Annotated in this window: 13 protein-coding genes and 1 riboswitch; of the genes, 6 read left to right on the top strand and 7 right to left on the bottom strand. The window is 51.9% G+C overall.

Features of this window, described 5'->3' with window-relative positions; translation table 11 throughout:
• Positions 1 to 2 precede the first annotated feature (2 nt).
• Positions 3 to 938 carry an alpha/beta fold hydrolase gene (locus C2M29_RS04490; RefSeq protein ID WP_105188587.1) on the top strand — a complete coding sequence of 312 codons (936 nt, stop codon included), beginning with the start codon at positions 3 to 5 and terminating at the stop codon, positions 936 to 938.
• A complete protein-coding gene (dtd, locus tag C2M29_RS04485; protein ID WP_105188586.1) occupies positions 926 to 1,363 on the top strand; it encodes a D-aminoacyl-tRNA deacylase in 438 nt (145 codons plus the stop codon). Before C2M29_RS04490 ends, dtd begins: the two co-directional genes overlap by 13 nt.
• Here the strand turns inward: dtd and C2M29_RS04480 are convergent.
• Positions 1,360 to 2,049: a spermidine synthase gene (locus C2M29_RS04480; protein ID WP_199774852.1), complete on the bottom strand. Its 690-nt coding sequence runs from the start codon at positions 2,047 to 2,049 to the stop codon at positions 1,360 to 1,362. The genes dtd and C2M29_RS04480 overlap by 4 nt on opposite strands.
• Before the next feature lie 141 nt (positions 2,050 to 2,190).
• On the opposite strand from C2M29_RS04480, the gene C2M29_RS04475 reads away from it, so the two are divergent.
• Positions 2,191 to 3,087 (top strand): bifunctional GNAT family N-acetyltransferase/hotdog fold thioesterase, encoded by an 897-nt coding sequence (locus C2M29_RS04475; RefSeq protein WP_105188585.1) that lies wholly within the window; start codon positions 2,191 to 2,193, stop codon positions 3,085 to 3,087.
• Between the two features lie 77 nt (positions 3,088 to 3,164).
• On the opposite strand, the gene C2M29_RS04470 is transcribed toward C2M29_RS04475, so the two are convergent.
• From C2M29_RS04470 to C2M29_RS04445, 6 genes are all read right to left on the bottom strand, one after another.
• Positions 3,165 to 4,202 (bottom strand): phospholipase A, encoded by a 1,038-nt coding sequence (locus tag C2M29_RS04470; RefSeq protein ID WP_105188584.1) that lies wholly within the window; start codon positions 4,200 to 4,202, stop codon positions 3,165 to 3,167.
• A 151-nt stretch (positions 4,203 to 4,353) separates the two neighbouring features.
• Entirely contained in the window at positions 4,354 to 5,466 is a 1,113-nt protein-coding gene (locus C2M29_RS04465; RefSeq protein WP_105188583.1) for a succinylglutamate desuccinylase/aspartoacylase family protein, read from the bottom strand.
• Positions 5,467 to 5,471: 5 nt separating this feature from the next.
• Entirely contained in the window at positions 5,472 to 6,677 is a 1,206-nt protein-coding gene (locus C2M29_RS04460; protein WP_105188582.1) for a PLP-dependent decarboxylase, read from the bottom strand.
• The gene (locus C2M29_RS04455; RefSeq protein ID WP_105188581.1) at positions 6,677 to 7,417 is read right to left on the bottom strand and encodes a 2,3,4,5-tetrahydropyridine-2,6-dicarboxylate N-succinyltransferase; all 741 of its coding nucleotides are present in this window, start codon (positions 7,415 to 7,417) and stop codon (positions 6,677 to 6,679) included. The genes C2M29_RS04460 and C2M29_RS04455 overlap by 1 nt, the downstream gene beginning before the upstream one ends.
• Before the next feature lie 7 nt (positions 7,418 to 7,424).
• Positions 7,425 to 8,321, bottom strand: coding sequence for a 4-hydroxy-tetrahydrodipicolinate synthase (gene dapA / locus C2M29_RS04450; RefSeq protein ID WP_105188580.1), 897 nt, complete (start codon positions 8,319 to 8,321; stop codon positions 7,425 to 7,427).
• Positions 8,322 to 8,449: 128 nt separating this feature from the next.
• A riboswitch (Lysine riboswitch) is annotated at positions 8,450 to 8,641 on the bottom strand.
• Positions 8,642 to 8,762: 121 nt separating this feature from the next.
• Positions 8,763 to 9,638, bottom strand: a complete 876-nt coding sequence (locus C2M29_RS04445; protein ID WP_105188579.1) for a TraB/GumN family protein — start codon at positions 9,636 to 9,638, stop codon at positions 8,763 to 8,765.
• A 493-nt stretch (positions 9,639 to 10,131) separates the two neighbouring features.
• Between C2M29_RS04445 and ilvG the strand changes: the two genes are divergently transcribed.
• From ilvG to C2M29_RS04430, 3 genes are read left to right on the top strand one after another with little or no spacing between them, the layout of a single operon-like run.
• Positions 10,132 to 11,781, top strand: a complete 1,650-nt coding sequence (gene ilvG / locus C2M29_RS04440; protein ID WP_105188578.1) for an acetolactate synthase 2 catalytic subunit — start codon at positions 10,132 to 10,134, stop codon at positions 11,779 to 11,781.
• 8 nt (positions 11,782 to 11,789) lie between these two features.
• On the top strand, positions 11,790 to 12,032 hold the full coding sequence (gene ilvM, locus C2M29_RS04435; RefSeq protein ID WP_105188577.1) for an acetolactate synthase 2 small subunit: 243 nt from the start codon (positions 11,790 to 11,792) through the stop codon (positions 12,030 to 12,032).
• Between the two features lie 54 nt (positions 12,033 to 12,086).
• On the top strand, positions 12,087 to 13,010 hold the full coding sequence (locus tag C2M29_RS04430; RefSeq protein WP_105188576.1) for a branched-chain amino acid transaminase: 924 nt from the start codon (positions 12,087 to 12,089) through the stop codon (positions 13,008 to 13,010).
• Positions 13,011 to 13,035 lie beyond the last annotated feature (25 nt).

Here is a 13,035-nt window from a genome sequence, read left to right as displayed (position 1 = left end):
GCATGGCGCTAAGCTATCCCATTAGGGCGCCGCGGCAGGTGTATCATCTCGCCGTCGCCCATGGGCACCAACTCGAGATCGAAGAACACGGCAATCGCGATGGCTTTCCGGTGATTATCTGCCATGATGGCCCCGGAGCCGGCCTTAATCGCGCTTCTTGTGCCTACTTTAATCCAGAACATTATCGTATCTTCCTCTACAGCCAGCGAGGCTGTGGCAACTCCACCCCGCACAGTTGTGAGCATAACACGCTCGATTTATTGGTCGCAGATGTAGAGCAGATCCGTGATCACTTTGGCCTTAGCCATTGGAGCGTTTGCGGGGAAGGGTTTGGTGCTCTGCTAGCCCTTTGCTATGCCTTTGCTTATCCCCGACGGATGTCATCACTGCTGTTATGGGCAAGCTATTTAGCCGCAACCGAAGATCAGGCCTGGAGCCTTGGGTTATCCGGCGCGGCGGCACATTTCTATCCGCAGCAGTATGAACTTTTTAACCCTAAGCAGCTTGGCCCGGAAGCCTTGGCGAAGGACTATCAACAGCGCCTTTTTGGCGCCAACGAGTTGACCCAGATAGAAGCCGCTAACGCCTGGTGCGCCTGGCAGCAGCAACTGGGCCGGCAAACCATAGAGCATGACCATCATCTGCAGCAGGCGCGATTGCAGCTGCATTACCTTATACATAGGTTTTTCTTAGCGGATGATCACCTGCTGGAACAGGCCGCTAGTCTTAAAACGTTACCTGTTTATATGGTCCATGGGCGCTATGATTTGCGCTGCTCCTTTGCTCGGGTACAGCGCCTGGCAACTCGGTTGCAAGCCCGTTTGCAAATAGTCGCCGAGCTTGGTCGCGCCCCTGAAAATGAGGTATATTGTCAGGCTCTATGTCGGGCGACCGACCATATGTATCTGCAGTTAAAGAGGTCTCGGTGCAAGGATTAATTCAGCGTGTAAGTAACGCCAAGGTGGAAGTTGAAGGCAGTATTGTTGGGGCAATAGATCAGGGCATTTTGTTGTTGCTCGGGGTGGAAAAAGCCGACGGCGAAGAGCAGGCGGATAAGCTACTGCATAAGGTGAGCAACTACCGGATTTTCACCGACGAGCAGGGCAAGATGAACCTCAGTCTTAAGGACATTGGCGGCCAGCTGTTGGTGGTGTCGCAATTTACCCTGGCGGCGGATACTAAAAAGGGCATGCGCCCGAGTTTTTCCAGTGCCGCAACCCCGGAGCAGGCTACCCATTTGTATGAATACTTTGTCGCTAAGGCGCAAGCGCAAGGGATACGCGTCGCCACCGGGCAGTTTGCCGCCGACATGCAGGTGAGTTTAACCAATGACGGCCCGGTGACCTTTAACCTGGCGGTTTAGAGGCTGATAAAGCACACATGATTGGCATAGCCGGGCACGGACATAATTTGTACGCCCTTGCCAAAGCTAGCGCTAAGAAGGCGCTGCAAATGATGTAACTGGCTGGGATGGTGTGCCAAAAAGTTAATAAAAATATGTCCGTGGGGCACCAAGGCTTCGCGCAGCAGTTCATAAAATTGCCGCTGATATAAAAACAGCGGCGCATCCAGTTCACTAAATAAATCTAACACTAGCCAGTCAAAACGACCGCAACGGTTGAGTGCCTGCTCGGCATCAAGGCAGCAAAGGTTGCCGATTTTCCCCGTACTAAAAAAGCGCTTGTAACAGTGGATCACCTGAGCATTGTGCTCCACCGAGACCAGCTCGGCCTCGGGATAGCTGTGCAGTAGGTAATTACGAATGGCGCCGCCGCCAAGGCCCAGCTCCAACACCCGCTCAGGTCTTTTTAGTGTTTGCCAATATTGCGCCATAATATGCAGGTGGGGCAGCAGTAATCTTTGTGGCTGATTGGCGGCAATGACGGATTGCAGGGTGTGGTTGAGCAACAGCCAGCGAAATTCTTGCTGTTGTCTAACCTCAATGCGCGTGCCACCTTGTCGATACCAATAAAGTAAATGTCCCAGATTGGCACAATTGGTAATAAAGTGCGCTGAGGCTTCATCGTTGTGTATAAGCGCAGCGTTCATTAGCTCAGCATAGACTCAACTGGCGGCATTGCCTAGCCGTGCATAATATTTTACGTTCATTTGGCTAGTTGTGCTTTAGTGTTATTTGCGCTTGAGCTTAAATCTTGTAAGGTGAATGGCAAAAAAGTGATTGGAGGAAGTATGTTCCAGGTTACCACCCCACAAAGTAGTGATGATTGGCAGGCGTATTACCAACTGCGCTGGCAGGTATTACGCGCGCCCTGGGATCAGCCTCGCGGCAGTGAGCAGGATGATTTAGAGCAGGAATCAGAGCATCGCTTTATCAAAAATAAAGAAGGTGAAGTGATCGCCGTAGCCCGACTGCATTTTAACAATAGTCAGCAGGCTCAGGTGCGCTACATGGCGGTGGCCGAAGAACATCGTGGCCAGCACTTGGGCAGCCGTTTATTGCACGAGCTAGAGAAGATTGCCTGGACGCAAAATGCCGATGAGCTGGTGTTGTTTGCCCGCGAACGTGCGCTTGAGTTCTATAAGCGCCATGGCTATGAATTAAAAGAAAAAGCACATCTGGCCTTTGGTGATGTACAGCATTGGCGCATGGTCAAACAACGTCCCAGCGAGCCGGGCTGGTTCCGTCACCCGGATTGGACTCAGGTGCTGCAAAATACCTGGCGTGAATCCATCCCTATCAGCGATAAGATGGGCATTAAGGTGGAGTCGTACACGGACTGGCAATTTAGTGTAGTGGCCGATCTTGATGCCAACATCAACGTGCATAACACCATGTTTGCCGGCTCGGTGTATTCCATGGCGACTTTGGCTGGGTGGGGCGCAACTTACCTTGCCTTGAGAGAAGCGGGTAAAGAAGGCGATATTGTTCTTGCCAATGCCAATATCAAGTACATGAAGCCAATTAAGTCGGAGCCCAGGGCGCATGTCGATCAGCAAGTCTGTGAAGGCTGCTTTGATGAGCTGGAAAGCGATGGCAAAGCCAGCTACAAGGTGCCGGTGAAGATTTATGATGGTGATATCCTGGTCGGCGAGTTTGAAGGGCGCTTTGTTGTTGTAGCGAAATAGCCTTATCGTCAACGATTTGATAACAGAGACAAAAAAGCCAGCATTATGCTGGCTTTTTTAATGATAATGGCTGCTTCTTACAGCAAGTCGGTCAACAAAATACCAACGCCAAAGCGCTCGATATCGGCGTTATAGTCGATCATGCTTTCGCCATAGCCATTGAAATATTGGGCATAGCCGCGCAGGCGGCCCCAAAGCGGGAAGGACCAGTCGAGCTGCAAGGCACCGCGGTTATCCGAGTTGAGGTTGTTGCGCAGCATAAAGCTGACTTCGTGGTCGTCAAAGCGGCGCACCCCGCGAAACTCAAAGTAACCCATGTACTTGTAAATATCCGGGTTGTCATCGCCCTTGGCTTCCATGGGATCGTCTTTTTCGTCTTCGGGAAGGCGGTACCAGGGCTTAAAGCTAAATACATAGCCGTCTTGCTCCCAGATAAAGTTGGCATAGATGCGGTTCCAGGAGCGTGAATAGGGCTGACTGCGACCATTCGACTGGTGCGAGATCCCGAGGGCAATAGCGAGTTCATCGCCCCACCAGACATTTTCTTCATCTAGGTAGTTTATCCAGAAAATTTCCGGCTCATAGTTGGTCTCGCGAAACGGCGAGGAAATATCGTCGTTATAGAATTGCCAGTAGGATTGCAGAGTCACGGCAAAATAAATAGCCTGGTCCTTGTCGCTAAAGTCGTCGAAAACTGGGACTTTAAGCGAAAGTTGGTATTTAATTTCGACGTTATCCAGGTTTTCTCCATCGTCATTTTTGGTCAGGTTTTCAAGATCGCCAAAGGGCTTCTCGTTGGGATGCTTGATATAGGTGACGGGCAAAATATAGTTGCGATTATGCGGGGTGATGACGTTGCGATTTTTTTCCGTCACCTGCTCTCGAGCCTTGCGCTTATCGATCGCGCTGAGCTGCCTGCTCACCTCGAGGGCGGCGCATTTTTCTCGCAATTGGGCAAGGGTTTGCTCGCCATCGCCGGCAATGGCTTCATTGAGAATACATTGCTTAACTATGCTGAGCTCTTCTTGCTGTTGACTTTGCTGCGTAGGGTCCGGCTCGGCTGCCCACAGCTGTGTGCTGGTGGCTAGGCCGGCAATTAGATAGCGCCAATCCATAACTTGCCTGTTATTAACTCGTTGGAGATACGAAGAATTATACTGATAGGGTGCTACTTTCGCAGCAATTAGGTGAATTTAAGCTGAAAAAAATGGGCGGCTAGGCCGCCCATGCGCAGTGAGTACCTCTCACTGACTCTCACGCAATCGGTTATAACTCGAAGGTATTAGTAAAGAATTTATAGAGTTCGGTGCCTTGATTCACACTGGCCGAAGCAAAGTGCAAAATTGCGATGGCATCTTGGTCGAAGTGCAAGGTATGCAGCGGCTCTTCACTCAAATAGCGCTCCATTCTCAGAATACGGGCAATGGCATCACCGGCTTTCAGATGTTCACCCAACCCGGCCAGATATTCGATCATCCCACCCATGGGCGCATAATAGGCCACATAGTCTTTCAGATAGCAGGCGTGGCGCTGCATGGATTTAGGCTGATAGGCGGCATCCACAAACAGGCCCTGGTAATTCAAGTAGCTTAAAATGCTTTGCGCATCGTCCAAGGCTTCGGTTAAATCAATGCGCTCTTGCGAGCCCAGTTCCACCGTGTAAGCCTCCACCGGCACCTCAAAATCGCGGCCCCGACGTTTTAGTTGAGTTTGCAGCTCCCACCAGGGGCAAAATGCCGCCTCGTCCATGGCGCCATCGAATTCATTGGGGATCAACAGCACATGTTCAATATTAAAATAGCGGGCGCTGGCACGGGCATACTCGGGGCAATACAGGTGCTTGGCCGAAATGGGACCGGTATGCAAATCCAGTACGATATCCGCTTGGTGCGCCAGGCGTTGCAGATTCAGGGCAATACGCTTGCCCGTAGATAACGCATGCTGCGGACCATTTAAGCGCTGCTCCACGTCATCGACTAGAGCTGCTTTAAATTGAGCGATCAAATCTTGATCGCAGAGGCTGTCGCTTTGCTCGGCAAAATGGCTGACTAGCTCGGCGTTGTAGTGATATAAGCGGTTCCAGTTAACGCCGGTTATGGGGTCAAAACGACCCAGGGTAAATTCCCCCGATTTTTGGTTACAGCCGATGGGGTTGGCATAGGGCACCAAGGTGATGTCGCCGTGCAACCCTAAGTTTTTAAGTTGCTCAAGCAATTGATAAATAACCGCATTGCCTTGTACCTCGGCACCATGCATATTGGCCTGGATATAGACGTTTTTACCCGTACCATCGCCCTTAAGGCGGTAAACAGGAATGGTCAGCGGCAGGCCGTTGGCGATTTCGCCAACCTGAATATTTTGTTGCTCAATCTTGTTCATGGCGACTACCTCAAATAGCTGCTGGGGGCAGCACTTTCGCGCAAAAGATGTAAATTGCCGTCTTGGATCACATACTCCGCCGCCAGCGGGTGACACAAGAAAAACGGCATGCTTTCGGTGAACCCATAGGCACCAGTTTGGGCAAACACCAGCCAGTCCTGTTCGTTAATGTCTTCGGGAAGCAAGTGGGTGCCCAGGCTATCCAGCGCCGTACACAAGGGCCCATGAATATTGAATGCTCTCGTCGGCGCCTCGCTGGTACGCAATAGGGTGCACGGGAAGGCCTGACCGGCCACGGCAGGGCGCAGTAGGTGGTTGATACCACCACTGACGATCAACTGCTGCTCGCCATAGTTTTCCTTTTGCTCAACCACAGGATTTAGGTAATAGCCACACTCGGCGACCGCATAACGACCTAGCTCCATCCACAGCTCCTGCACGCCGCTTTCGCGTTTTATCTGCTCCAGCGCCGTAAGTACATCCTGCCAGGCTAGCGGCTCACTTTCGTCGTCATAGGGAACGCCCAGGCCACCGCCTAAATCAAGCACCTGCATGGCAAAACCAAGCTGCTCACTTAAGGCCTGAAGTGGCGGTAGCATTTGCTGCCACAGACTTAGCAGTTTATCGGCGCTGAGCATATTGCCCCATTGGAAAATATGCACGCCGATGCAGGTGAGCGCTGGATAGTCGGCCAGATACAGACCGTGCCACTGTTGCGGGTCAAGACCAAAGGGGGTGAGGGTGTCACCGCCCAACGGATTTTTCTCACCCTTGGGCCAGCGCAGTTGCACCCTTAACAAGAGTTTTAGCTGCACCTTATGAGCCAGAGCTGCCTGGTTTAACCAGCGCACCTGATTGAGGCTTTCGGCCACAAAGGTGCGCACGCCCAGGGCGATAAATTCATCGATTTGTCGTCTTGATTTCGCCGGGCCGGTATTCAGTACCTGCTCCGGGTTGATTTGTTGTGCCAGTACCTGATGCAACTCGCCGCTGCTGGCCACGTCGAACTGGAAGCCCGCTTCGGCCAGGGTGCGGATAATACGCGACAAGGGGTTGGCCTTGACCGCATACCAGAGCTTGACCACGTCTTGTGCCATCAGCTTATCCAAGTGCTGGCGTAAGGCGTCGAGGTCGTATACAAAGCACGGCTCCAGCTGCTCCTGGCTGATGCACTCAAGGTGCCCTTGCAATTCGGTACCGACAGGGCGCATTAGCGTAACACCTCTTCCAGCGCTAATGATGCATCGCTTTGCTCATCTCGGTATTTCACAATCAGGGCACAGCTCATCGACAGGCCTTGCTCACGGCCCCAGTCGCTTGAGCTTGGACGTGACCCCGGGATCACAATGGCGTTTTCCGGGATGGGTTCACCCTTGTCGAGCTGACGCTCATTGACACAGTCATAAACTGGAATGGTGGCACTCAGGCGTACACCCGGCGCAAGTACCGCGCCTTTTTTCACGACCACGCCTTCGACGATTACGCAGCCAGCGCCAATAAAGGCATCGTCTTCGATTACCACGGGATTGGCGCCGATTGGCTCCAATACACCACCGAGTTGCACTGCGGCGCTTAGGTGTACGTTTTTGCCTACCTGGGCGCAGGAGCCGACCAGCGCATGGCTGTCGACCATGGTGCCTTCATCGACAAAAGCGCCAATATTGACATACGCCGGTGGCATAATGATGGTGCCCGCAGCCACATAGGCACCGCGACGTACCGAGGTGCCGCCCGGTACCATACGGATATTGTCTTCGGCGCTAAAACCGCGCGGTGCCAGGTTGTCTTTATCGACAAAACCGCCGGGGAATTCGGTATTGGTGCCGTTTTTAAAGGCTTCAAGAATGCCCTGTTTAACCTCGATATTGGCCTGCCATTGACCATTTTCGTCCTGTGATGCGGCGCGAACGGCGCCCGTTTCTAAATTATTAAGAAGTTCTAACCAGTTCATGAAAATTTTAAACCTGTGTTGAATGCCAAGATGTGATGCTGTCGTGTACGCGTAAAAGGAGATGTAAATCATCCACCTCTGCATGTGTTAACGGGGCGCGAAGAGTTGGGTATGTGATGCGCCCAAGCGCGTGTAACAAGCACTTTGAAGGAATCGGGTTGCTGACATGGAAGAGTGCCGCCACCGCCTCGCGCCAATGCAAAAATGCGTTATGGCTTTGTCCCTGCAGGCTTAACTGCACAAAACGGTGCGTAGCCTCGGGCCACACGTTTGCCGCCACCGACACCAAACCGGCGGCGCCGGCCTGAGCGTAATAAGGGATCAGCGCGTCGTCGCCGCTGAAAATAGCCAATTCAGGTGCCGCAAGACGATATTGTTCAAAACAGTCGATGCTGCCGCTGGCTTCTTTCAACGCCCAGCAGAGCGGGTGATCTTGCAACTTGCCGAGTACCTGCGGGTCCAGACTGACCGCGGCACGGCCGGGGACATTGTAAAGCATGCAGGGGTGCTCACTGGCATCAAGTAGAGCGCGAAACCATTGCTCTTGCCCTACCGGACCGGGCTTGGCATACAAGGGAGCGCCAAGCAAATAAGCGTCTATCGGGTAGTCATTACAGAAGGCCAGCCATTGGCGCTGCGCTTCCAGATTGTAGCCGCCCACACCGACCATGATCGGGGTGTTTAGTTCCAGGGCGCAAATGTGTTTCACCACGGCTTGTTGCTCGGCTACATCCAGGGCCAGGGCTTCGCCTGTGGAGCCAAGGATCAGCACGCCATTACCGGCTGCCGCTTGCTCTTGTGCCAGCGCGCTTAGGCCATCAAAGTCAATGCCGCCATCTTCAAGCATCGGGGTGATCAGTGCTGTCCACAGCACAGTGTGTGATAACGATTGAGTAGTTGTCATCTCATCCGAACTTAGTGCGAGTTCGAGAGCAACAAAGGGGAGTGGTTTCCGCATTCGCCGACTCGAACAGGTTAAATTCGAAGAGCGAATGGGCTTATACGTAACAGAGCCTGCCGGCCTGTTATGCTAAGACCAGAAGCTCTCCACCAAACATATAGCAATTATGTGCTATTGGTGACAGTCGCCGGGATTCAACCCAAGCGCCCGAGGGAGTATTAAGCAATTTACCTCACCTCTCGGCGTACATCCCCCTCATTATGAATCGTTGGAGCTTGCTCTCCTCATCATAACTACCTGGATGACGCACCTCTTCTAGCCCTTGCGGCCATCTAAATGGCCGAATCAATAGGGTGCTTTTTTATTCAAACACTTTCCATGCCTCGCTGTCAACGTTCATGGAGGCATTAATTTCCGTGTTTATCCGCGCAGATTGGCGCTAAATTAGCTACGAGTCACCTTAAATCCTTGCTTTTTTAGCAGCTTGATTAAACCATTTTCCTCACCCAGGTGTAGGGCGCCGACGGCAATAAAAAGAGATTGCTCACTCAAGGGTTTTTCCAGCTGTTTTATCCACTTATGGTTACGTTCAATCAAGAGCACATGTTCATTAAGTTGGCCAAATTCGGAGTCATCGAAGGCCTGCTCATAGGCCTCGGCAAGCATGGCCGTTTCGCCCTTTTTCCAGCCATCGATCAGGCGTTGAAATTGTTCTTCAAATTGACTGATTTGTCGAAAGGTGTCGGCGACCATATGGTCGGCATGCTCTTCCATGACGGTAAACATTTCTAACTGTTGCTCGAGGGACTCCAGCTCTATGATGGGCTTGTTTTGTTGCGCGGCGCTGGCCATCACTTGTTTATCTATGCCGAATTGCTCCGAGTAGCCCGCATTTTGCAGCTCAATCTGCATTACGGTAAGCAACACGGCCCACGGCTTTAACGCCGAAAACATCTTGATATTAATGCTTTTTTCACCAAAGTACTGGTCGAGCTTCTGGTAGCTTTGTGGGCTTAATTCCGAGTGCAAAGTACGGCCATTTTGCAGCATTAAAAATGGCATGGAGCGCTGTTGAATTTGCACCGCAGTCAGGGCGCTCAAGTCAACTTCCACCACCACTGCTTCACTGTCGGCGATGGCCTTTTCGATCTTCTTGGGTAGGCCATTCATGCTGCTGTCGCCAACATGCACAGTGCCGAATAAGTACGAGGTTTTTCCCTGCTTTTCCACCTGCCATAAAGCCGGTGTCAGTTCGGCAAATGCGGGTTGGGTAAAAATAATAAACAGGCAAAAGAGCCAAAATGCAGTTAATTTTTTCATCGTGTCATCCTGATACTAGAGTCGCCTCCGAGTGTAACCGAGTTAACTCATAAAACCCATTGACCGGAAAATAATTGCGAAAAATTAATCAGCTAGTGCTATCGGTAAGTGAAGGTAAGTTATATGCAGTTGAGGGCTGTAAGGTTGATAGGTTTAAATTTTAGGTTGTTTCAGGGATTTTTTATGCTTCTTGCTCCTTTTTAATCTGCAATTTTGCATTGTTTTTGTGGTTGACTTGCGACAGTGCTCGCGGTACTAATAGAAAAAGAGCGACGGTCCAGCCGTCCATTAGATTTTTTAATTAGACTTAGAACGAATTAATTTATGCTTAACCTGCTATCAAGCCTAGTCCTAGTGATTAACACCGTGGTGATTATTATTACCGCGGGGGCTTCGTAGTGCGTTAAAAAATTAACACGCTTAAAGCCCCCCGCACTGAAAAGTTCGGGGGGCTTTTTCGTTTCAGGGCCAACACATTGAGGAATGAGGAACAATGACCGGCGCAGAATTAGTAGTAGAGATATTGGCAATGGAAGGAATAAACGAGGTATTTGGCTACCCAGGCGGAGCCATCATGCCCATTTATGACGCCTTGTATGAATCTCAGGTAACTCACTATCTTACTCGTCACGAGCAAGGTGCCGGTTTTGCCGCAGTAGGCTACGCCCGTAGCAGTGGCAAGTTGGGAGTTTGTATGGCCACCAGTGGCCCGGGCGCAACCAATTTGATCACCGCCTTGGCCGATGCCATGATGGACTCGGTGCCCTTATTGGCGATCACAGGTCAGGTTCCCACCGCCGCCATCGGCTCTGACGCCTTCCAAGAGGTGGATGTCTTGGGTATGTCTCTGGCCTGCACCAAACACAGCTTTATGGTGGAGCGTAGTGAAGATCTGGCGCCCATATTGCAGCAGGCTATTCATCTAGCCCAAAGCGGTCGTCCCGGCCCAGTGCTGGTGGATATCCCCAAGGACATTCAAATGGGTGAAGCACAGTACCAGCCGTGGCTGGCCGATAGCGAGGCGCGACAGCAGCCGTGTCAGGAACAGGTGAATAAAGCCAATCAGCTACTCAGCGAATGCCAGCGCCCGGTCGCTTATATCGGTGGCGGCGTGCAGGCCGCGGATGCGCAAGCACAATTGATGCAGTTTTTGTATAAAACCCAGATGCCAGCGGTACAAACGCTAAAAGCCCTGGGTAGTGTGACCCCAGACTATGAACTGAACCTTGGCATGTTAGGCATGCACGGTGGTGAAGCAGCCAACCTGGCGGTGCAGCAATGCGATCTATTGTTGTGTATCGGAGCACGCTTCGATGACCGGGTGACCGGTAACCTGACTAAATTTGCCCCCAATGCCCAGGTTATTCACCTGGATATCGATGCCGCCGAGGTGGGTAAACGCAAGCCGGTTGCCGCATCCTTGGTGGCGGATTTAAAAGCCTCCTTGCCGCAGCTGCACTGTTTTGTCACCGAGCCGAATTGGTGCGCGCATATCACCGCCTTGGCACAGCAGCATGCATGGCGCTATGACTATCCTGGCGAAACGGTTTACGCGCCGGCCTTACTAAATCAACTGTCGCAGCGCTTAAGCGCCGATGCGGTGGTCTGCTGTGACGTGGGTCAGCATCAAATGTGGGTGGCGCAACATATGCAATTTTCTCACCCCAGCAATCACTTAAGCAGTGGCGGTGCCGGCACCATGGGCTTTGGCCTGCCAGCGGCCATAGGCGCCAAAATAGCGCGGCCGACCGATATGGTGCTGACGGTGTCGGGGGATGGTTCAATCATGATGAATATCCAGGAATTGGCCACCATACGTCGTAATAACCTGGATGTGAAAATCGTGATTATAGATAACCAGCGCCTCGGCATGGTGCGTCAGTGGCAGCAGCTATTCTTTGCCGAACGTTATAGTGAGACCAACCTGTCAGATAACCCGGATTTCGTTGCTTTGGCGCGTGTGTTTGGCATCGATGGTCAATGTATCACGCGCCAGGAACAAGTCGATGAGGCCTTGGATGCCATGCTTAGTAGCCAAGGACCTTATCTGTTACATGTCTGCATCGATGACAAAGACAATGTTTGGCCTCTGGTTCCACCGGGTGCCGCCAATGACCAAATGCTGACCCAAGCCAACACCTAGGAGCAACCATGAAACACCGTTTAACCCTAAACTTAGCGAATCAAACCGTGGCCGTGGAGCGTTTCCTGCGTGTGGCCCGTCACCGTGGCTTTAAGCTGACCGCTTTGGAGCTGGCCTGTGACCAAGATCAATATGCGGTCAAGATCACGGTAGATAGCGATAAACCTATCTATCTTTTAACACAGCAACTGAATAAATTAGTAGATGTGCACAGTGTCACTATGGCGCAACTACAACAACAAGCAAGTTAATCCGCGCCCCATTTGGGCCGGCTAGGCAACTGGATTTTAAAGAAGGTACAACACATGACACAAACCTCTGAACTGATTTGGCATAACGGCGAAATGATCCCTTATCACCAGGCAACAACACACGTATTAAGCCATGCCCTGCATTATGGTAGCTCGGTCTTTGAAGGCATTCGCGCCTATGACACGCCAAACGGTCCGGCGATTTTCCGTTTAACCGATCATATGAAACGGCTTTACGATTCGGCCAAGATCTACCGTATGGAAATTCCTTTTACCTTAGAGCAGCTCAACCAGGCGTGTAAGGATGCGGTAAGACAAAACGGTTTTACCAATGCTTATATTCGTCCATTCGCCTTTTTGGGTCATGTGGGCTTGGGCCTGAACCCTAAATCCCATCGCGCCGAAGTGACAGTGGCGGCAATGGAATGGGGGGCATACCTGGGGGATGACAGCCTGGCGCAAGGTGTGGATGTGTGTATTTCATCCTGGAACCGTTTGGCCCCGAACACCATGCCAACGGCCGCGAAAGCGGGTGGTAACTATTTGTCGTCACAGCTTATTTCAGGTGAGGCCAAGCGTAATGGCTATGTTGAAGGCATCGCTTTGGATACCAATGGTTTACTTAGCGAAGGCGCCGGTGAAAACCTCTTCGTGATCAAAAATGGTGTGCTTTATACCCCGCCGACCACCGCCTGCATTCTGCCGGGCTTAACGCGCGACACCATTATGACATTGGCCAAGGAGCGTGGTTACGACGTACGTGAAGAGCCGATCGCGCGTGAGGCGCTTTATCTTGCCGACGAGTTCTTTATGACCGGTACCGCGGCGGAAATCGTGCCGGTACGCAGCGTGGATCAAATTCAGGTGGGTCAGGGCGAGCGAGGTCCTATCACCGAAGAGCTGCAAACGGCTTACTTTGACCTGGTTAAGGGACAAAGCGAAGACCCGCGTGGTTGGTTGGAATACGTAAACGAATAATACTGAGGGCAGCGCATTGACGCTG

This window comes from Pseudoalteromonas sp. T1lg48, from assembly GCF_002964785.1.
Taxonomy (GTDB): Bacteria; Pseudomonadota; Gammaproteobacteria; order Enterobacterales; family Alteromonadaceae; genus Pseudoalteromonas.
Note: the sequence above shows the minus strand (reverse complement) of the source record. Positions and strands in the feature narration are given on the sequence as shown.